The following is a 20,235-nucleotide window of genomic DNA, read 5'->3' on the forward strand; positions in this document are numbered from 1 at the left end:
TATATTCCCCTAAATTCATAGGCAATCATCTCAGTTCCGTCAGATCGCCCAACCGCCCACCGCTTGCGACGAACGGCCATAACCGTGATAGGAATACGATGCCCAAGATACGCGCGGATCAACTCCTAGTAGATCGTGGCCTCGCCGAATCGCGGACGCGCGCGCAGGCGCTGATCATGGCGGGGCTGGTATTCGTCGGGACACGCAAGATCGACAAGCCGGGGCAGGCGCTCCCGCCCGATGCGGCGCTCGACGTGCGCGGGCGGGATCATCCGTGGGTGTCGCGCGGCGGGATCAAGCTGGCGCACGGGCTGGATCACGCCGGCTGGGACGTTGCCGGTGCGGTCGCGATCGACGTCGGCTCCTCCACCGGCGGCTTCACCGACGTGTTGCTGACGCGCGGTGCCGCACGCGTCTACGCGGTCGACAGCGGCACCAACCAACTCGCTTGGAAGCTGCGCCAGGATCCGCGCGTCGTCGTCCACGAACAGACCAGCGCGCGCATCCTGACGCCCGCACACATCCCCGAACCGGTCGACCTCATCGTCTGCGATGCGAGCTTCATCGGCATCGCCAAGGTGCTCGACGTGCCGCTCGGTTTCGCCAAACCCGCGGCGCGCGCGATGACGCTGGTGAAGCCACAGTTCGAGGCCGGGCGCGAAGAAGTCGGCAAGGGCGGCGTGGTCCGCGATCCCCTCGTGCACCAGCGCGTCTGCGCCGATGTCGCTACGTGGTTCGAGGGCAGGGGATGGAAGGTCGAGAGCCTCAGCCCCAGCCCGATCACCGGCCCCGAAGGCAATATCGAGTTCCTGCTCGCCGCGACGCGCGGGTGATCGCTGTCCGATATTGAAGCAACCCGGCGCGCGTACGGCGGTTTACGCCCCGATGCGCGCGTGATTATGCCCGCGAAACGATCTTGGAGGAAATGTGGGCGGCATTGCATCGAAGGCTCAGCTGCGGATGTCGTTTGCGCGCTGGGCGCTGCTGTGCGTTCCGCTGATCGTCCTACTCGGCTTCCTGTCGGGGCGCAGCGTCGCCTCGGGTAACGATAACGCTTGGTACCAGGCGTTGGTCAAGCCGGCGCTGACCCCGCCGGGCTGGGTCTTCCCCGTTGCCTGGACAACGCTCTACATCCTCCTCGGCCTCGCGCTGGCGATGATCCTCAACGCACGCGGTGCCCGCGGCCGCGCCGTCGCCGTCGTCCTGTTCGCCGCGCAGTTCGCGCTCAATCTCGCCTGGACGCCGCTGTTCTTCGGCGCGCATCGCGTTACCGCCGCGCTGCTGGTGACCATAGCCATTCTACTGCTGTCGATCGCGACGACCTTCTCGTTTGCGCGCATCCGGCGCCAGGCGGCGTGGCTGCTGGTGCCCTATCTCGTCTGGCTGAGCTTCGCCGCCGGACTCAACTGGCGGATCGGGCAGCTCAATCCCGACGCGCAAAGCCTTGTGCCGGGCGCGCGAACGTCCCAAGTCATCGGCTGAGTTTCCTTTCCGAAAGGCGTTGCGCGATGCAGTCCGAAAACCGGCTGTTCGATGATCTGGTGAAGTTCGTGAACGGCGCCGCGGGTACCGTCGCCGGTGTCGGTCGCGAGGCTCAGTCCGGTGCGCGCGAGCGCGCGCGCGAATGGATCGGCGGGCTCGATTTCGTCTCGCGCGACGAGTTCGAGGTGGTGAAGGCGATGGCGGCTGCGGCACGCGACGAGGCGGATGCGCTGCGCGCGCGGCTCGACGCGCTCGAGGCGAAGCAGCAGGGTTGAGCGCCGGAGACGGCGCGGCCCGCTTTGCCTATCGCCGCGAAGTCGTGCGATAAGGTGATGATGCTCGACGAAGCCGACCACGACCAGGGACCCGAAGCCCCGCTCGACATGCTCGAAAGCTATTTCGCTGCGCACGGCTGGTCGTTCGATCGCAACGACGACGAGATTAGCGCGACGGTGAAGGGCAGTTGGACCGAGTATGAACTCCGCGCGCTGTGGCGCGAGGAGGACGGCGTGCTGCAGTTCCTCGCCTTCCCCGATGTCAAGGTGCCCGAGCAGTCGCGCGCCGCGGTGTACGAGGCGATCGGGCTCGCGAACGAACAGCTCTGGCTCGGCCACTTCGAACTTTGGTCGTCCAGCGGCATCCTCCTGTACCGGCACGCCGCGCTGATCGATCAGGACGATGACGAGGAAGTGATGCTGACGCTCGACGCCGCCAGCACGCTGATCGAGACGGCGATTGACGAGTGCGAGCGCTTCTATCCGGTGTTCCAGTTCGTCCTGTGGGGCGGCAAGTCGCCGCGCGACGCGATCGCGGCGGCGCTCATCGACACGCAGGGCGAGGCCTGATCGCCGCATGACCTTTCCGGCTTCCTTGTGGCTCGTCGGCGCTGGCAACATGGGCGGCGCGATGCTGCGCGGCTGGATCGGCGCGGGCATGGATCCGGCGGCCGTGACGGTGATCGATCCCGGTGCGTCGGCGCTCCCGCCTGGCGTGCGTTGCGTGTCCACCCCGCCGTCGGACGCCGCACCGGAGGTTCTTGTGCTCGCGGTCAAGCCGCAGTTGCTCGACGCGGTCGCATCAGGCCTGGCACGGGTTCGCCCGGCGATGCTCCTGTCGATCCTCGCTGGAGTGGAAGAGCAAACGCTTGCCGCGAGGATCCCCGCTGCCTCGATCGTGCGCGCCATGCCTAATCTGCCCGTCGCGATCGGCAAGGGCGTGACCGCGCTCCACGCCACGACCGCAACCGATGCCGCGCGCGCCACGGCCGAGGCGCTCGTCGCGCCGCTAGGCAAGGTCGAGTGGATCGCCGACGAGCAGATGTTCGACGCGGTCACTGCGCTGTCGGGGTGCGGGCCGGGCTTCGTCTTCCGCTTCATCGATGCGCTCGCCGCCGCGGGCACGGCGCTGGGCCTGCCCGACGATCAGGCGGCACGGCTCGCGCTCGCCACGGTGGAAGGGGCGGCCGCGATGGCGAGTGGCGCACCGGAGAGCCCGGCCACGCTGGCCGATCGTGTCGCTAGCCCGGGCGGCTCGACACGCGAGGGCCTCAACGTTCTCGATCGCGATGCGGCGCTCAACGCCCTGCTCGCCGCGACGCTCGCCGCCAGCCGCGATCGCAATGCGGCCCTGGCAGCGGCGGCCCGCGACCAAAGCTCCGCTGCCGGGCGCGGCTAAGGCTCAGTTGCCGCGAAGCGCCTCGACGCGGGCGATTTCCTCGTCCGGGATCAGGCCTTCGAGCACCGCCCAGAAGCCGCTCACCGCGCCCTGTCCCGCCTTCGAATAGGCCGTCGCCAGCCGGTCGCGCAGCGCGTCGTACAGCTCCGCCTCGAACGCCGTGCCGGCTTCGGTAAGATGCAGCAGCCGCTGGCGCCGGTCGCGCTCGCCCGGGCGCGCCTCGACCAAGCCGCGATCGGTCAGCTCGCCCAGCACGCGGCCGAGCGACTGTTTGGTGATCCCCAGCAGCGCTAGAAGATCCGAGACGGCCATGTTGGGCTTACGCGCGATGAAGTACAGCGCGCGGTGATGCGCGCGGCCCAGGCCGTGCCGCGCGAGGCCGCGATCGATCGACCGGGTGACGTGCGCATTGCCGAAATACAGCAGCTCCAACCCGCGGCGGATCTCGGGTTCGCGCAGGAAAAGCGGCGAGGCGGAGGACGTTGGGGCAGCCATGTTGACCGGCCTTGCCATCGGCCCTACCCGACCGCAACCTTCAACGGCGGCGTTTTTTTCCGCGCCGCAGGAGCCGCAACTCGTGCCAACGTCCTCTCCCTTCGTCTTTGAGCCAAACACCGCGCCGATCCCCGCCAGCGAGCGCGCCGCGCGGATCGCCGATCCCGGCTTCGGCCGCGTCTTCACCGATCACATGGCGCTGATCCGCTGGAACGAGACGAAGGGCTGGCACGACGCGAAGATCACCGCGCGCACGACGCTGACGGTCGATCCGGCGACCGCGGTGCTCCATTACGCGCAGGAGATCTTCGAGGGGCTCAAGGCGTATCGCCACGATGACGGAAGCGTCGCGCTGTTCCGCCCGTACGACAATGCCCGCCGTTTCCGCGATTCGGCCCGGCGGATGGCGATGGCCGAGCTCCCCGACGACCTGTTCGTCGGATCGATCGAGGCGCTGGTGAAGGCCGATGCCGACTGGTTTCCGGCGATCGACGGCGGTTCGCTGTATCTGCGCCCGTTCATGATCGCGAGTGAGGTGTTCCTAGGCGTGAAGCCGGCGGCAGAATATCTCTACATGGTGCTCGCCTCGTCGGCCGGCTCGTACTGGAAGGGCGGGGTGCGGCCGATCTCGCTGTGGGTCAGCCACGATTATTCGCGCGCGGCGCCGGGGGGCACGGGCGCGGCGAAGTGCGGCGGCAATTATGCCACCAGCCTCGTCGCGCAGTCCGAAGCGATCCGCCGCGGCTGTGATCAGGTGGTGTTCCTCGATGCGACCGAGCGGCGCTGGATCGAGGAGCTGGGCGGCATGAACATCTTCTTCGTGTTCGACGACGGATCGATCCAAACGCCGGCGCTGACCGGCACAATCCTGCCCGGAATCACGCGCGATTCGATCCTGACGCTGGCGCGCGACGCCGGGCTGACGGTGCGCGAGGAGCCCTATGCGATCGACGCGTGGCGCGCCGACGCAGCGAGCGGCCGACTGGTCGAGAGCTTCGCCTGCGGCACCGCCGCGGTGGTGACGCCGATCGGCGCGGTGAGCGGGCCAGATTACGCCTTCACGATCGGCACCGGCGGCACCGGCCAGACGACGCAGCGCTTCCTCGATCAGCTGAGCGCGATCCAGCGCGGGGGGGCGGCCGATCGGCACGGCTGGATCCATCCGGTCGCCTGATCGGCGTCCCCAAAGAATTGCACTTCGCGCGCGCACGCATTAGGGGCGCGCGTCTGTTGGGGCGTCGCCAAGTGGTAAGGCACCGGTTTTTGGTACCGGCATTCGCAGGTTCGAATCCTGCCGCCCCAGCCAACTCCCTGTCGTGAGCCGTCTCACGGCAGCGTGCTGGCTAGAAAACTTCAGTATCAGTAGCACCGTGGTGATTTCAGCTGTCGCTGGGCGTCGTATCACATCGCTAGGATATGGGGGTCAGCTTCATCTGGACCGGCCATTGGCACGATGGCCACGAACCTGACGCCGCCCGGATCGTAGGATAGCGCAACCGTCCCACCGGTTTGCTGTGCCAGCACCCGTTGGATGAGCTGTGTGCCAAAGCCGGTCCGCGACGGCTTTTCGACGGTAGGACCGTTTCGCTCCATCCACGTCAGATGCAATCGACGCGTGGGCGTTTTATCGTCCACAGACCAATCGATATGCACCCTACCCATCCCGTTCGAGAGGGCACCATATTTGGTGGCATTGGTAGCAAGCTCGTGCAGCGCGAGTGCGAGGCCTGTCACCAGACGAGGTGAGAGGGGGGCGTCAGGGCCCGTGAGCATGAACCTCTGGCCGTCCTCTACCCCGAACGGCGAGAGGGTTTGCCTCAACAAATCGCGGATCGCCGCACGTTCGAACGATCCACGGACGAGCAGGTCGTTTGCCGCCGACATGGCGTGGATGCGCGCTTCCAGGGTCGCGCTGGCATCCTCGATCGATGTGGCGCGGCGCATCGTCTGAGCAACGATTGCCTGCAACGATGTCAGTGTATTTTTGACGCGATGGTTCAGTTCGTTTGCGAGCATCGCACGATGGCCGTCTGCCCGCTTGCGCTCAGAAATATCCTGGGTGGTACCAATCAGCGACATCGGCGTGCCATCAGCGCGGTAGTTCGCTTGTCCCCTGATCTGGACCCAGCGTTCCTGACCAGAGGGAAGGCGCAGCCGATATTCCGCTTCCAACGGTTTTCGATCGGCAATCGCATTATTAAGCGCTTCAGACTGAATGATGCGATCATCAGGGTGGATCGTGTCCTTAAGCTCTTGCAAGCTCAGGGGATCACCAGGGTTTCGCCCGCAGATTGCTTTGCACTCGTCGGAGGCAATGAGGTGCCCGGTATCGAGGTCAATGCTCCAGATGCCGAGCCGCCCTGCCTCCAGCGCAAAGCGAAGCCGTTGCTCACTGGCCTCAAGGGCAACGTTCCGCTTTGCGATCTGCGCTTCCAGTTCATCCCGATCGGATTGAAGGCGAGCTAGACGTTCGCGCTCCAATGTCACGTCGAATTGGGAAGCGAAGAAGTAGGTCAGCTCTCCGTCATCGGCGAACACGGGAGACACCAGCAGCCTGTTCCAGAACCGCGTTCCGTCTTTCTTGTAGTTCAGCAACTCCAGTTCGATCGGCGTGCGGGCTGCAATAGCCGCGCGCACTTGGGCTACATCTGCCTGATCGGTATCGGGTCCCTGAAGGAAGCGGCAGTTCCGACCAAGGATGTCACCGCGGTAGTAGCCGGTCAGTTTCGCAAATGCCGCATTGGCAAACACGATTGGATTATCGGGTTTGCGCGGATCAGTGATGATCATCGGCATACGGGTCGCACGCACAGCTGACGAAAAAGGGTCGGGGCCATTGCCCGCGCGTGTCAGCTCACGGATGATCCGTGCCTCTTCCTTGAAATCCGGCAACTTGTACGCTTTCCTCATTGGCGCCCCAATTTTTCAAGGCGGATATCGGCGAACAGCGCGCCCTTCATGAGGGTCTGTCTGCATGCCATGGAGCATATTTAGCTCATTCCGGGACCGAATTGTTACAGTGATGATGCAGTGACATAGAAACCCACTGCGATCACCGCGACGGCAATCCGCGCCCAAGCAGCCCCCGGCGGGTTCCGAGAGCTTTACCCAGGGCATTGCCCCCGATCGTCCCGACAACTCCGCCTGAGACCAGGAGCGCGGTATCGTCCCAATCGACCAAACCTGACATTGCGTAAGAGGTGGCGGTCGTCAGCCCTTGCGCACTGACAACCAGCGACTTGCCGATCGCGAACGGCAGCGGCATCGCGGTTGCCAGGATCAGTCCTAGCACGATCAGGAAGCCGCCCCCGACTCCGAAAAAGCCGGCGCGCGTCCCACTCACAGTCCGATCGGAACCAGGCGCGGCAGCAGCGTTGCGGCGCTGTCGCGGGTAAGGCGCACGTCTGGTGCTTCCGCCGCGCGACGCTTGCGCAGCATCGACAGGCCGACGCCGATCATCAGCAGCCCGAAGAGGAAGAGTAGCCCCTTGCCGTCGAACGCCTTGCCCAACTCCGCCCCCAGCGCCGCGCCGATCACCCCGGACATGGCGAAGACACCGGCGCACCGCCACTTCACCTTGCCCGCGCGTGCATAGCCGATCAGGCCGGCGAGCGCGTTGACCGTAACGGCGATCGCGGCCGTGCCGATCGCAGCGTGCGGCGATCCCACGCCGACGACATAGATCAGCAGCGGCACGCGAGGATCGACCAGCCTCTGCTCACAAGGCCGAGGATCAGCCCAATCACGCCGCCCGATGCGAGCGCGGCAACGATGGCGGCGGTGTCCAAGATCGTCTCAGGCCTTCGCGCGCCGGTTCCAGGGCATGACGCGCAGCAGATTGGCCATGCCGCACCACCCCGTCACGCCGGCGAACATCAGCCCCGCCCCCACGAACGCAGACAGCCCGAAGAAATTGGGAGCGACCAACGCGCCAAGCAGCACGCCGGTTAGTACCAGCGCGCCGGCAGTGATCTGGACTTGCCGCATGATTTCCAACGGCTGCGATCGGTCGGTGATGATGGGCTGTCCGGCCTGCCGCCACGCATCGATGCCGCCCCCAAGGATGTAGGTGGGGGCGTTACCCGCTGCCGCGCTGAGCTGCGCGGCATTAGCGGCGGTGCGCATTCCGGATTTGCAGTGGAAGATGACCGGGCGGCAGTCACGCGGCAGATCGCCGATCCGGTAAAGCGGCACGTTGATCGCGCCGGGGATGCGCTCGCGCGCATGTTCGTCGGCCCCGCGAATGTCGATCAGCCGCGCACCGGCATCGAGCGCGGCGCGGGTGTCGGCGGGGGAGAGGGTCGCAAGCGTCATCGCATCAATCCTTGCAGTAGAGCTGGTAGAGGGTGGCGAGCAGCGTTTCGACGCGCGCATCCGCTATGGCGTACCAGAGCGTCTGGCTCTCCCGCCGGTAACTGACGAGGCCTTCGTCGCGCATCTTCGCCAAGTGCTGCGAGCAGGCCGATTGCGACAGGCCGACATCGCGCGCCAGATCGCCGACCGTCACTTCGCCATGCTCGACCAGCTTGCACAACAGCATCAGCCGGCGCGCATTGCCGATCGCCTTCAGCGTATCGGCGACCTGTCCAGCCTTTGCCTCGAATGTCGCCAGGTCCATTGGCTTCAGCATCATCGCCATTCCATTAGGTATTGCTTATGTAGCATTATCTAATATATTAGCAAGCGCTAACGGAGGAAATCATGATCCAGCCTTTCATCGAGGCGTTCTTCGACGTGCCGACCAACACGATCAGCTACCTCGTCGGCGATCCCACGACGCGGACCGCGGCTGTGATCGATCCCGTGCTCGACTTCGACATGGCGAGCGGCGTCGCCGACACCCGCTCGGCTGAGCGCATCCTCGCCTTCGCCCGCGCGCAGGACTGGCGGATCGCGATGGTGCTGGAGACGCACGCCCATGCCGATCATTTGTCGGCCGCCCCGTTCATCAAGGCGCACACCAGCGCATGGATCGGGATCGGCGCGCATATCCGCGACGTGCAGAAAATCTTCCGCCCCGTGTTCGCGATGGACGACCTGCGGACGGACGGATCGGACTTCGATCGCCTCTTTAACGACGGTGATCGCTTCGCGATCGGCAAGTTGGACGTCGAGGTACTGCACGTCCCCGGCCACACCTCGGCTGACGTCGCCTATCTCATCGGCGATGCTGCGTTCGTCGGCGATACGCTGTTCATGCCCGACTATGGTACCGCGCGGGCCGACTTCCCCGGCGGGGATGCGCGCACGCTCTATCGCTCGATCCGCCGCCTGCTGGCGCTGCCTGACGAGACGCGCCTGTTCCTGTGCCACGACTACAAGGTGCCGAACCGAGACGACTATCGCTGGGAAACGACGGTGGGCGAGCAGCGACGGTCGAACGTCCACGTGCATGACGGCGTCCGCGAGGACGATTTCGTCGCCATGCGGGAGCAGCGCGATGCCGGGCTATCGGTGCCCAAGCTTCTGTTGCCCTCGATCCAGGTTAATATACGTGCCGGCCACTTCGAGGAGGCTCAGGCGAACGGCGTCACTTACCCGCGTATCCCGGTGAAATGGCTCGAAAAGTGAGCGCCAGCGGTCCTGCGCAAGCTATCGAGTGGATAGATGACGAGGGCTTAACCGGGTGACTGTCCACTTCGTAGCATCGAGATGATCGCTAAAAAGAGAACATGATCGACGCGTAACCGTAGCTCACATCGCGCGGATCCGGTGCGTTCGGCGCGTCACGCAGGAACCGGCCCTTGAAGAGGCGGGCATAGCCGAGATCGAGTGCGAGAATATCTTTGATGAGGTCGTACTCCACCTGTAGCTGTATCTGCTGCCCGGCGTTGCGCCCGGCACGCCCGGTCGCATCACGCACGTCGCTGTTGCTGAAGCGGTCGATCGCGCTGGCGAGGCGGAGCAGGCGGTAGTCGCCCATCACCGAAAGTCCGTCCGCCGGCGATGCCTTCATTCGCGCACCGGGAGAGAGCATATTCGACCTGTCCGCCGCGCCGAACAATTCGGTGGGACCGAACTCGAACCGCCGTGCGCCGTATAAAGTGTCGAACCTTCCGATCCGCCCCTCTCGACGATTGCCGGTGTAATAATCGAAAAATGCAGTCAGCTCAGGCTTCCACCCGCCTGCGAAGCGGTAGCCGATGTCGCCGTGGAAGCCGTACGCCTCGACTGGGACAACCGGCTTGCCGCTGTCCGGACTGCCGTCGCGCCCGCGCCCGAACTGCGCCATCCCTTCGACCTCGAACACGATGCCGCTGTCGGGCTTGGCGAACAGCCGCACCCCCGGCGTGAACAGCCGCCGGTCGCTGCGATCTTCCTGGCTTTCGCCGCGTTCGATCAGGCCATAGGCATAGGTTTCGAGCCGGGTATCTCCGCCAACGGGAACGCGGTTGAAGACGCCGAACAGTTGGAGATCGGTGTTCTCGCGGTCCCACTGTGGACGGTTACGCCGGATCGCAATGGTACCCGTCGGCAGCCGGACGGTAGGCATCGTCCAAAAGGCGACGAATTCGCGATCATTTTCACCTTCGCGCGTCAGCCGTACGCCGGTGAACGATGTGACCGAGGTGCGGAAACCCTGCCGCGCGACGAGCCGTTCGGAGCCCAGCTGCATCGTCATCCGCCCCGCCTTCAGATAGCTGGTAGTGCCGGTGCCTAGCGCATCACCGAGATCGCCCTGCACATAATATTGCGAGAATTCGAGGGCATTGACGACATCGGTGCCGACCGACGATCCACGCCGCTGAAAATAGGCGCGCGCGTCGTGGAACTCGGCACCGACACGCACCGGGCCGCTGTCGTATTCGGCAAACGCCGTCGTGCGCAGCGCCAGCACTTGATCGCGGTTCACCGCCTCCTCGCGAAATTGCCCGTCGATCGCCTCGAAGCGGGCGCGGACGCTACCGGATAGATGCCAATCGTCGGGAGCGCCAATCGCTCGGTGCAGCAGGCCGTCGTCGGTGATCTGCGCTTGGGCGGCAGGGGGCGCCAGCCCGGCTGCCAGACCGAGCGCACCCCATGCCAATTTCCTCATCGATTGTCGCATCACAGCCAAACGCTGATGGCGAGACAGGTTCCCACTCCGACCATGATATTCAGCGGCAGTCCGTCAGATGGCCCGGCGGAAATTCATCACCGTTGCCGTGCACGCTGTCTGGTCTAATCAAGTCGACCGTGCCTTAAAGAGTCTACTGTGGAACAGGCGAGTTGCGTTGTGTTTGATCGCCCCGGTGCAGGCAGGTCATCAAACGGCATTTTTAGGTGGGTAGCTTCAAAGCCACCTTGCGGCGTACGACAAGATCGAAGCGCCATCGCCGTCCGCGCCACAGCTCAGTGGATCAGGCGCACTCCTCCGCCGTACGGACGTGGGAATTTCGGGTTCCAAGCCAGAGCGTCCCGCGCACGGGGCAGCTTGCTCTCCTGGTCCGTCAACATTCGGGCCTAAAGCGGCGAAGCTCCGTTGACCAAGCCTAGCCCTTCAGCACGATACCCAAGCAAAACGAGCGCGTCTTCGCTGGCAAATTGTCGGATTTCTGGTCTCAGTGACAAAAACCAATTCTCCTGCGTTCGGTAGATCGGCCGAGTATACCAGGCGAATACGCCGGCGCGATGCTGGTCGGTGGTGCGATTGAACCCAGTCTTGTGCCAGACACGGCTTTCAAAGATAGCGATCGATCCAGCGGGAGCCTCGATCGGGATCGTCGGCTCGTCCGCTTCTTGCGCAGTGGGTGCGCGGTTGCGCCGGTGGCTACCCGGAGCGAAGCGGGTGGCGCCATTCGCCTCTGTGAAATCATCGAGGCACCAGGCAACGTTGAGCCCCTGCGGTTCTGCGGACCATGGTTCGGGAACGAAGATCTGATCAGCGTGCAGGATCATCTCGCCGCCGCCTGGTCCAGTGATATTCGCCGACAGATTACCAAGCAGCGCCGGCCAGCCGAGGATCGCCTTTACATAGTCGATCGAGACTGGGTGAAACGCCAGATCCTCGAACAGAGGATCGCGATTGAGCACGTTCCAGACGCGCTGATTGGTCTCGTCATGCGCGTAATCAAGCCCGAACTTCCGCTCGCGACCGCGGTTACGATCCGAGGCCGCTGCACGGTAAAGGGCGTCCCGCGTGGCGGCAAGCGTCGTGCCGGTCAGCACATCGGGCACGATCGTCAGCCCGAATTCAGCGATATTGCGCAATCCTTGTACGAGATCGCGCGTAGGCGCCGGTATCACGATCGTCGACTGCTCCGACTGCTCCGACTGCACGGCGACGGCACTCATGCGCGTTTCTCCAGCAGGTTGATATAAAGCGCCTCACCGCTGTTGGCAGTGACACCAAGCCCAAGCATCGCGTGGAGCGTCGGATCCAGTGACGCCTGGGTCGCAGGTGACAGCGCAGCGTTCCAATTTACCTGCGGGCGCAGGAACGGCTTTGAATAATAGCCGAACAGCAGTGCGCGATCCTCGTTAGCGGTAACGTTGGCGCCGGACGTATGCCACAGCCGACCGTCCATCGCCACGATCGACCCGGCCTTCGCTTCGAATGGGACAAGCCGCTTGGCCGCGTCCACTGGCACATCGGCATGAGCCTGCCACCGGTGACTACCGGGAATGAAGAGCGTCGCACCATTTTCGAAACGGACGTCGGTAAGGCACCAGATGATGTTGATCGACCAAGCAGCGTGCCACGGTTCGGGCACGACGATCGACTGATCCGAATGAAGCGTCATCGAGCGCGCGCCCGGCCGCGCGATGTTGGCAGTGAAATTCGAAACGAGAAAGCTGCGCCCGAGTACCGCTTCGACCAGGTCGAGCGCGCGAGGATTGCAAATCAGCTCGCGGAAGATCGCGTCGTGTTCGAGCAGGAAAAAAACGCGCACGTTGCTGGCGTTCGGATCAAGCACCGGCATGAAAGTCGAGACGCCCTGTCGCTCGCTGACCGCGGCGGCATCATGCAGTCGATCCAGCGCACGCGCGATCATTTGCGGGTCGATGACGTCCGGCACGACGCACCAGCCTTCGTCATGCAGGCGGCGCTTGGCGTCCGACGATTGGTGACTGTTTGGCAGCTCCGGTCGAAGGTGCGTCGCCATGGCGCTCTCCCGTGCTCTCGTTCTACTCGGCGAATTTCAGCGTCTGCTTCATACGGTGACGTGTCAACTGCGAGGCGTCATAAGCTACCGGCACCAACTGGCTTTTAGTCATGCCCTTTCTGAATGAACGGCAGGTATTCAGAAAGGGCGTCAGGTCCGCGAATGGCCGGGTCTGAGTCCTCGCGGCCGGAAGCTATCGGACTGCTTCCGACCTGATCTTGGTGGTTCCGGGCCGCTCTCGGTCGTGCTTGAAAGCTGCCGTTGGTCCGGAGCGCCCCTGCGCAGGGTAGCGCGCAAGATGGCGGCTCGCGAAAGAGTGCCTGACGGCGTGCACGGGCGGCGACCGCCGCCGATCGCTTACCATGCCGCTGCGACACTCCGTTTCACTTGCTAGCGCGGTCTCGCTGAGCTGCTGCCTGCGATGGTGATCAACGGCTGTGAAGGTGGGCTTGATCCTCGTTCCTAGATGAGGCATGATACAATGTATCATCGCATATTGTTCAATGGTGATGTGCGGTCGTGGCATTCGAAGGGGAAAGCACATTGAACGTTTCGGCGGCGCGGCTGGGGGTAGCTGCGGTGTGCTTTACTGCGAGCCTGGCGGGCGCGGTTCCGAGCCAGGCGCAAAGCAGCATTGTTGCGCTAGCCGAGCGGAAGAATGACCCGACCTCAGAAGCGCAAGCCGCTGTGGAGCCGAGCGGCGGCGGTGACATCGTTGTGACGGGTAGCCGGTTTGGCGGACGGACGCGCATCGGCTCGGCAACGCCCGTTGACTCGATTTCGCAGGAGGAACTCCAGCAGAGCGGTCGGGTCGACCTGATCCAGATGCTCAAGGTCCAAGTACCCAGCTTCAGCTCACCGCGTCCGTTGGCTTCGGGCATCGGGGATTTTCTGCAGCCGCCCTCGCTGCGCGGCCTCGGGCCTGGCGAGCTGCTGGTCCTCATCAACGGCAAGCGCCGTCATACCGCTTCCGATCTCAACTCCAGCAACGGCATTGGTCGGGGGGATGTGGCGATCGACTTCAACGCGATCCCGTCGCTTGCGCTATCCCGTATCGAGGTTCTGCGTGACGGTGCGGCGGCGCAATATGGCTCGGATGCGATCTCCGGCGTGATCAACATGTTCCTGGATCGATCGGTCGGATCGCGAGCCCAGGCCACGTATCTGACCACGACCAAGGGCGACGGCGCTACTTATGAAGCCAGTGCTTCAGTTGGCGTGCCGGTCGGCGCCAATGGCGTGTTTCGCATGACCGCAGCGTACCAGGATCGCGGCGGCACCAATCGTGCGCGGCCCGACACCCGCCAGCAGTATTTCGGCACCAACGCGGCCGGGCGTCCGGTGCTGCCGTCGGGCAATTTCGGCTCGGGCGTGGGGCTTACTCCGTCGAACGGCACGCTCGACCCGCGTGAAGCCGATTTCAACCGCAACGTCTTTCAGCAGGGCGACCAGCCAAACACCAACAAGCAGATCTTCTATAACTTCGTTGCGGCCGCGCCTGGCGACGTCGAGATCTACTCGTTCGGCGGCTACAATCGGATCGACGGCGACATCCGATATCTCTTCCGCCGCGCCGGCCAGGACGAGAACGTCCGTGCTCTTTATCCCGACGGCTACAGCCCCGGTCTCGAAACCCGCATCGAGAACTTCTCGACCGCCGTCGGCGTGCGCGGCAGCGACCTCATGGGGTTCGGATGGGACCTGTCGAGCGTCTACGGCGTCAGCACGCAGGACCTAACCTACGTGAACAGCGTCAACGTCTCACTGGGGGCGGCATCGCCGAGCCGCTTCTATCGCAATGGCAGCGACTTCTACCAATGGACCAGCAACCTCGATCTCACCCGTGCGATTTCGGTCGGCGACGGGAGTCCGCTGCGGCTCGCTTTCGGCCTGGAATACCGGCAGGAGAACTATCGGCTCTTCACCGGTTCGCCGGACGGATACCGCAACGGTGGCGTGCCAATCCTCGATGGCCCGAACGCCGGCAGGCCCGCCATCGTGGGGTCGCAGCCCGGACCAAGTAACGGCCCGGACGATCGCGCTTCGCTGAACCGGCGCAGCTATGCCGCCTACGGCGAGGCCGAGAAAGAGCTGTTCGCACGACTGCTTGTCTCGGGCGCGGTGCGGCAAGAGCATTATTCCGACTTCGGCGACACCACCAACTTCAAGGTCGCCGGCCGGCTCGGCCTGATCGGCACCTGGGCGCTGCGCGGATCGTACAACACCGGCTTCCGTGCCCCCGCGCTCGCGCAGGCGGGCTTCAATGCATCCAACACACTGATCCTGAACGGCACTCAGGCGATTGTCCGCGTCGCGGCAGTCGACACGCCTGCCGCACGCCTTGCAGGGGCAACCGACTTGAAGCCGGAAAAGTCGGACAACATTTCGGTCGGAACTGTCTTCGCAGCCGGCGGGCTGACGTTCACGCTCGATGCCTATCGGATCAAGGTGCGCGACCGCATCGCGATTTTCTCGACCTTCCAGGACACGCGGCTGACCAACTTCCTGGCCGCCAACGGGCAGTCCGGATTTGCCGCACTGTCATTTCTCACCAACGCCGTCGACACGAACACCCGGGGCGTCGATCTGGTGATGAACTATCGCCGCAGCTTCGGCGACGGCAGCCGGTTCACCGGCACGCTCGCGGGCAATTACAACAAGACCAAGTTCGATCGTATCGCAGGCACACCCGCGCCGATCGCGGCGCTTGGCATCACGACGCCGCTGTTCGATGTCACCCAACAGCTCCGCTTCTCGGACAGCCAACCGCGCGAGAAGGTGACGCTCGACCTTAACTATGCGCGCGGGCCGTTCACGCTCTCCGTTACCAACACGCGCTACGGCAAGGTATCGACCGTAGCGATCCAGAACAGGACCCCCGCCCAGGTGGCGGTGCTGGTGCCGGGCTTCGACACGCGGCTCGTTCCCTCGGCTGGCAGCACCACCAACTCCGACATCATCCAGACCTTCGGCGCCAGGCTGCTGACGGACGTGGAGTTGTCCTGGCAGGCGACGCAGGCCGTGCGGTTGAGTGCGGGCACGCAGAACCTGTTCGATGTCTACCCGGCCGAGAACATCGCTTCGACCGTGGCCAGCGTCGCGGCCGGTACCAACGGGTCCGACAACGCCGGAACTCAGCCGTACAATGCGATCTCGCCCTTCGGCTTCAACGGACGCTCGGTTTTCATCCGGGCGGGCCTGAATTTTTAAGTAAGGATGAGCATGACTCAGAACGTATCCCCGTCGATCCTAATGGAGGGCCTGACGCTCGGCTATGGCGCGCACCGCGTGCTCGACGGCCTGTCATTGCGCGTACCTGAAGCCAGCATCACCGCGCTGCTCGGTGGCAACGGCGCGGGCAAGTCGACCACGCTTGCCGCGCTGCTCGGTTTCGTGCGCGCGCAAGGAGGTACGATCATGGTCGCGGGCGTGGATCCCGGCGCCGATCCCGATGCAGCGCGCCGGCGCATTGCCTATCTTCCCGAAAACGTTGCGCTCTATGAGCATCTGACTGCCGTCGAGAATGCCGACTATCTCCTCGCGCTGTCCGATGAGCGTAAGGATCGCCGTGTGATCACCGACGCGCTCGCCGCTGCAGGGCTGCAGGAGCGCGCCTGGGACCAGCGGCTCGGTGGCTTCTCGAAGGGCATGCGGCAGAAGGTGGCGATCGCCGTCGCGTTGCTGCGCGAGGTACCCGTCCTGCTGCTCGACGAGCCCACGTCCGGGCTTGATCCGCGTGCCACGGCCGACTTCAACGCGCTTGTCCGAACGGTCCGGGATCGCGGCACGGCGGTTCTGATGGTGACGCACGACCTGCTCTCCGCCGAAGACGTGGCCGACCGGATCGGCTTCCTCGAGGCCGGCCGCATCGTGGAGGAGGTGGAGGCGAGCGGCGCAGAACGGTTCGACGTGCGTGCGCTCCACGCCCGTTTCGCTGTGGCGACGGGGCGACTCGCAGCATGAGCGTCACCCGCCTCATCGCCCGCGACGAACTGCGACTGATGGTGCGCAACCGGGTAGCCGTGATCGCCTTCGGGCTGTTGGCGCTGCTGACGCTGGTTGCGGTACTCAGCTCATGGTCGCACCAGCGCAGCAACGCCGACCTGCGCGCCCGACATCAGCATGAGGCGGAGCACGCCTTCGACGCCCAGCCCGATCGCCACCCGCACCGCGTGGTCCACTACGGCCAATTCATCTTCCGCCCGCTCGGGCCCCTGGCCGCCTTCGACCCCGGCGTCGACGCCTTCACCGGCAGCAGCATGTTCCTGGAAGGACATCGGCAGAATACCGCGAATTTCGGCGACGTGCGGCAAAGCTCGCTGCTGGTCCGGTTCGGGCAATTGACGCCCGCCTTCGTGCTTCAGGTGGTCGCGCCGCTGTTGCTCATTTTCCTCGGATATGGCGCGCTCGCACGGGAGACGGAGCGCGGCACCATGCGGCTGCTGATGCTGCAGGGTGCCGCGCGCGGGCAGGTGGTACGCGGCAAGCTGCTGGCGCTGGGCGCGGTCGCGCTGCTCGCCGGACTGCCGGCAATGATCGGCTTCGTGGCTATCGCCGGACAACCGGGCGCGCTGGTGATGCCGATGACGGCGATCGCGCTCGGTTACGCCGCTTACCTTGCGCTCTGGGTGGTGGTGATCGTCCTCGTCTCCGCGCTGGTTCGACGCAGCCGGGACGCCCTGCTGGCGCTGGTTGCGCTTTGGGCGGTGGCGGTGGTGCTCCTCCCCCGCGTCGCACCGGACGTGGTGAGCGCCGTGGTGCCGCTCCAAAACCGGATGCAGACCGATGTGGCGATCGCGCGGGACCTCAGGCGAATGGGGGACAGTCACAATCCCGACGATCCGCATTTCGCTGCGTTCAAGCAGTCGGTGCTGAAGCGCTACGGCGTCACCCGGATCGAGGACCTCCCGCTCAACTACAAGGGTCTGGTCGGCATGGAGGGCGAGCGGCTCACCTCCGAACTGTTCGATCGCTATGCCGGGCGCAGCTACGCGGCGCAGAACAAGCAGAACGGTCTCGTCAACGCGGTCGGCGTGTTGAGTCCGACGATCGCGCTGCGCTCGCTGTCGATGGCAGCGGCCGGGACCGACTTCGCCGGCCATCGCCGCTTTCTCGAACAGGCGGAGGCGTATCGCTATGCGCTCGTCCAGCGCCTCAACCGGATGCAGGCGGAGGCGGTCAGCTATGCCGACGATGTCGCCGAGGACGCAGGGGCCGACCGGCGCAAGCGCGTTTCGGCCGCGAGTTGGGGGAAGATGCCCGATTTCACCTATAGCGCGCCGAGCGGGACCGCGCTTGCCGCAGGTGCCTTGCCGGGCCTCGCCATCGTGGTTGCCTGGCTGGCCGTTGCCGGCCTGCTGCTCGCCCGCGCCTCACGCCGACTGGGAGAAAGCCGATGAACCTCTGGCTGCACGAACTGCGCCTGCTGCTGCGCGCCCGGTTGACGGTGATCGCGCTGGCGCTGCTGGCGGTCCTCTCGGTTGCCGCCGTGGTGGCGGGCATGGCCGAGGTATCGCGCCAGCGCGCCGCCATAGCCGCCATCCCGACCGCACAGGCGGAGGACATCGCGTCGGTGGCGGACTATGTCGATCGCACCAAGGATGCCGGCAGCGCGGCCTATTACAGCTTCCACCCCACCTGGGACGCACCATCCTCGCTCGCTTTCGCGGCACTCGGCATGCGCGACGTGTCTCCCTACATCCTGCGTGTCCGTGCGCTGGGGCTGGAAGCGCAGATCTACGATGGCGACACATTCAACCCCGAACTGGCGCTGCCCGGCCGGTTCGACTTCGCCTTCGTGCTGGTGTTTCTCGCGCCGCTGTTCGTGATCGCGCTGTGCCACGATCTCGTCTCGGGCGAGCGCGAGGCGGGGCGCCTGCGCACGTTGGCGGCGCTGCCGCGCGGCGGCGCCAGCTTGATGCGGAGGCGTACCCTGCTTCGCCTGACACTGCTCTGGGCGGTGCTGGCGGTGCCGTTCACCGTCGCGGCAATCATGTCCGGGGTAGGTGCGACGGCGATCCTGCTGATTCTGTTCGGGATGGCCGCCTATCTACTGTTCTGGATCGGACTGGCGGCGCTGGTCGGACGCCTGCGCTGGAGCTCGGTCGCCAACGCCGCGACGCTTGCCGCCTGCTGGCTTGTGCTGGTGCTCTTCGCTCCGACGCTTGCCAATGTGGTCATCAACCGGGCGGTTCCGGTCAGTCAGGGTGCCGAGATCGCTTTGGCGCAGCGCGAGCAGGTGAACCACGCGTGGGACATCCCGCGCGAGCAGACCATGCGCCGCTTCTACGCCAACCACCCGCGCTGGGCCGATTCCGCGCCATTGGGGCCCGCGTTCCACTACAAATGGTATCTCGCCTTCCACCAGAACGGCGACGAGAGCGTGGCGCGGAAGGTGCGCGTCTATCGCGCCGCATTGGAACGGCGCGACGCGACGGCACGCGCGCTCGGCTGGGTTCTGCCTTCCGTTGGCATGCAGGCGCTGCTGACGCGGCTTGCGGAAACGGATCTCGAAGCACAACTCGCCTATCAGGATCGGATCCGCGCCTTTCACCAGCGGCTGCGGACCTTCTACTACGGCTATCTCTTTCGCGATCGCCCATTCGGAAAAGCCGACTTCGGCTTCGCGCCGCAATTCGAGGAGACGATACGTGGCTGACGGCAATCAGGCATTTCTTGAGATGTTCGCAGACCGCGAGCGCGTCACCCGCTACGCCGAAGGACCGCCGCGCTTCATGCCGGGTATGGAGGCGGTGCATCGCATGACGTCGATCCTGCTTTCCGAGCATGCACCGGCGAACGCGCACGTGCTGGTGCTCGGCGCGGGCGGCGGGCTCGAGCTCAAGGCGCTGGCGGAGGCGCAGCCCGGCTGGCGCTTCACCGGTGTCGACCCAGCAGGCCCGATGCTCGACTTGGCGCGAGAGGCGATGGGACCGGACGCCTGGCGTGCAGACCTGGTGCAGGGCTATATCGACGATGCACCGCCTGGCCCGTTCGACGCCGCGACCTGCCTGCTGACGCTGCACTTCCTAGGCCGCGAGGATCGCGTACGAACGCTCAGCGAGATGCACCGGCGCATGAAGCCGGGCGCACCGCTGGTGGTGGCGCATTCGAGCTTCCCGCAGGAGGAGCCGGCTCGTGCCCGATGGCTCGCCCGATATGCCGCCTACGCAGTTGCCTCCGGTGCCGATCCGGCGCAGGTCGAGCAAGCGCGGGCCGCGATGTCCGCCAGTCTGGTGCTGCTGACGCCGCAGGAGGATGAGGAGTGCCTGCGCGCTGCCGGCTTCAGCGACGTCGAGATGTTCTATGCCGCGTTCACATGGCGCGGCTGGACGGCAAGGAGCTAATACGCAGGTCAGGATGTGATCCACCAGTTCCGCTAGCCACGGCTGAGCAACGGTGCCGCCCCATTCCTCAAGATCTTTTGCCAAATAGCGCCCGAGGATCGGCACCATAGTGATGCATCTGCGGGTGATGATGCCTCGCCCTCAATGCCGGG

At 65.0% G+C, this 20,235-nt stretch carries 19 protein-coding genes, 1 tRNA gene and 1 pseudogene; 13 read left to right on the top strand and 8 right to left on the bottom strand.

Translation table 11 applies throughout. The features are described from left to right. Nucleotides 1–98: 98 nt before the first annotated feature. The 5 genes from F1C10_RS15625 (at nt 99) to proC (ending at nt 3,156) form a co-directional block, all read left to right on the top strand. Nucleotides 99–833: a TlyA family RNA methyltransferase gene (locus F1C10_RS15625; protein WP_185207596.1), complete on the top strand. Its 735-nt coding sequence runs from the start codon at nt 99–101 to the stop codon at nt 831–833. Between the two features lie 127 nt (nt 834–960). Continuing rightward, nucleotides 961–1,482, top strand: coding sequence for a TspO/MBR family protein (locus F1C10_RS15630; RefSeq protein WP_185207598.1), 522 nt, complete (start codon nt 961–963; stop codon nt 1,480–1,482). Nucleotides 1,483–1,508: 26 nt separating this feature from the next. Then, nucleotides 1,509–1,757: an accessory factor UbiK family protein gene (locus tag F1C10_RS15635; RefSeq protein WP_185207600.1), complete on the top strand. Its 249-nt coding sequence runs from the start codon at nt 1,509–1,511 to the stop codon at nt 1,755–1,757. 57 nt (nt 1,758–1,814) lie between these two features. Next, nucleotides 1,815–2,327: a YbjN domain-containing protein gene (locus tag F1C10_RS15640; RefSeq protein WP_185207602.1), complete on the top strand. Its 513-nt coding sequence runs from the start codon at nt 1,815–1,817 to the stop codon at nt 2,325–2,327. A gap of 7 nt (nt 2,328–2,334) precedes the next feature. Next, nucleotides 2,335–3,156, top strand: coding sequence for a pyrroline-5-carboxylate reductase (proC, locus tag F1C10_RS15645; protein WP_185207604.1), 822 nt, complete (start codon nt 2,335–2,337; stop codon nt 3,154–3,156). Between the two features lie 3 nt (nt 3,157–3,159). On the opposite strand, the gene F1C10_RS15650 is transcribed toward proC, so the two are convergent. Further along, complete coding sequence (locus F1C10_RS15650) at nt 3,160–3,651, bottom strand: MarR family winged helix-turn-helix transcriptional regulator (protein ID WP_258042973.1); 492 nt, start codon at nt 3,649–3,651, stop codon at nt 3,160–3,162. An 82-nt stretch (nt 3,652–3,733) separates the two neighbouring features. Between F1C10_RS15650 and F1C10_RS15655 the strand changes: the two genes are divergently transcribed. Together F1C10_RS15655 and F1C10_RS15660 are read left to right on the top strand one after the other, a co-directional pair. Continuing rightward, on the top strand, nt 3,734–4,825 hold the full coding sequence (locus F1C10_RS15655; protein ID WP_258042974.1) for a branched-chain amino acid aminotransferase: 1,092 nt from the start codon (nt 3,734–3,736) through the stop codon (nt 4,823–4,825). A gap of 57 nt (nt 4,826–4,882) precedes the next feature. Then, nucleotides 4,883–4,957 (top strand) — tRNA-Gln (locus F1C10_RS15660). A gap of 95 nt (nt 4,958–5,052) precedes the next feature. Here the strand turns inward: F1C10_RS15660 and F1C10_RS15665 are convergent. From F1C10_RS15665 to F1C10_RS15680, 4 genes and pseudogenes are all read right to left on the bottom strand, one after another. Beyond that, nucleotides 5,053–6,543: a PAS domain-containing protein gene (locus tag F1C10_RS15665; protein WP_308458064.1), complete on the bottom strand. Its 1,491-nt coding sequence runs from the start codon at nt 6,541–6,543 to the stop codon at nt 5,053–5,055. A 122-nt stretch (nt 6,544–6,665) separates the two neighbouring features. After that, a pseudogene (locus F1C10_RS16935) lies at nt 6,666–7,439 on the bottom strand (sulfite exporter TauE/SafE family protein). 7 nt (nt 7,440–7,446) lie between these two features. Continuing rightward, nucleotides 7,447–7,965, bottom strand: a complete 519-nt coding sequence (locus tag F1C10_RS15675; protein ID WP_185207612.1) for a rhodanese family protein — start codon at nt 7,963–7,965, stop codon at nt 7,447–7,449. 4 nt (nt 7,966–7,969) lie between these two features. After that, on the bottom strand, nt 7,970–8,284 hold the full coding sequence (locus F1C10_RS15680) for a helix-turn-helix transcriptional regulator (RefSeq protein ID WP_185207613.1): 315 nt from the start codon (nt 8,282–8,284) through the stop codon (nt 7,970–7,972). A gap of 68 nt (nt 8,285–8,352) precedes the next feature. On the opposite strand from F1C10_RS15680, the gene F1C10_RS15685 reads away from it, so the two are divergent. Next, nucleotides 8,353–9,222 carry an MBL fold metallo-hydrolase gene (locus F1C10_RS15685; protein WP_185207615.1) on the top strand — a complete coding sequence of 290 codons (870 nt, stop codon included), beginning with the start codon at nt 8,353–8,355 and terminating at the stop codon, nt 9,220–9,222. 88 nt (nt 9,223–9,310) lie between these two features. Here F1C10_RS15685 and F1C10_RS15690 read toward each other — a convergent pair whose 3' ends face one another. The 3 genes from F1C10_RS15690 to F1C10_RS15700 form a co-directional block, all read right to left on the bottom strand. Then, the gene (locus F1C10_RS15690) at nt 9,311–10,687 is read right to left on the bottom strand and encodes an alginate export family protein (RefSeq protein WP_185207617.1); all 1,377 of its coding nucleotides are present in this window, start codon (nt 10,685–10,687) and stop codon (nt 9,311–9,313) included. Between the two features lie 407 nt (nt 10,688–11,094). Then, a complete protein-coding gene (locus tag F1C10_RS15695) occupies nt 11,095–11,925 on the bottom strand; it encodes a phytanoyl-CoA dioxygenase family protein (RefSeq protein ID WP_185207619.1) in 831 nt (276 codons plus the stop codon). After that, nucleotides 11,922–12,737, bottom strand: coding sequence for a phytanoyl-CoA dioxygenase family protein (locus tag F1C10_RS15700; protein WP_185207621.1), 816 nt, complete (start codon nt 12,735–12,737; stop codon nt 11,922–11,924). Before F1C10_RS15700 ends, F1C10_RS15695 begins: the two co-directional genes overlap by 4 nt. Before the next feature lie 543 nt (nt 12,738–13,280). Here F1C10_RS15700 and F1C10_RS15705 point away from each other — a divergent pair. Genes F1C10_RS15705 through F1C10_RS15725 form a run of 5 tightly spaced genes read left to right on the top strand, consistent with a single transcriptional unit; the run spans nt 13,281 to nt 20,083 of the window. Further along, complete coding sequence (locus tag F1C10_RS15705; protein WP_219729766.1) at nt 13,281–15,947, top strand: TonB-dependent siderophore receptor; 2,667 nt, start codon at nt 13,281–13,283, stop codon at nt 15,945–15,947. Between the two features lie 6 nt (nt 15,948–15,953). After that, the gene (locus tag F1C10_RS15710; protein ID WP_185207623.1) at nt 15,954–16,700 is read left to right on the top strand and encodes an ABC transporter ATP-binding protein; all 747 of its coding nucleotides are present in this window, start codon (nt 15,954–15,956) and stop codon (nt 16,698–16,700) included. Then, nucleotides 16,697–18,136, top strand: coding sequence for a DUF3526 domain-containing protein (locus F1C10_RS15715; protein WP_185207625.1), 1,440 nt, complete (start codon nt 16,697–16,699; stop codon nt 18,134–18,136). Before F1C10_RS15710 ends, F1C10_RS15715 begins: the two co-directional genes overlap by 4 nt. Continuing rightward, nucleotides 18,133–19,395 carry a DUF3526 domain-containing protein gene (locus F1C10_RS15720; RefSeq protein WP_185207627.1) on the top strand — a complete coding sequence of 421 codons (1,263 nt, stop codon included), beginning with the start codon at nt 18,133–18,135 and terminating at the stop codon, nt 19,393–19,395. The genes F1C10_RS15715 and F1C10_RS15720 overlap by 4 nt, the downstream gene beginning before the upstream one ends. Next, on the top strand, nt 19,388–20,083 hold the full coding sequence (locus tag F1C10_RS15725) for a class I SAM-dependent methyltransferase (protein ID WP_258042975.1): 696 nt from the start codon (nt 19,388–19,390) through the stop codon (nt 20,081–20,083). The genes F1C10_RS15720 and F1C10_RS15725 overlap by 8 nt, the downstream gene beginning before the upstream one ends. The last annotated feature ends 152 nt before the right edge of the window (nt 20,084–20,235 follow it).

Source organism: Sphingomonas sp. NBWT7, assembly GCF_014217605.1.
Lineage (GTDB): Bacteria > Pseudomonadota > Alphaproteobacteria > Sphingomonadales > Sphingomonadaceae > Sphingomonas.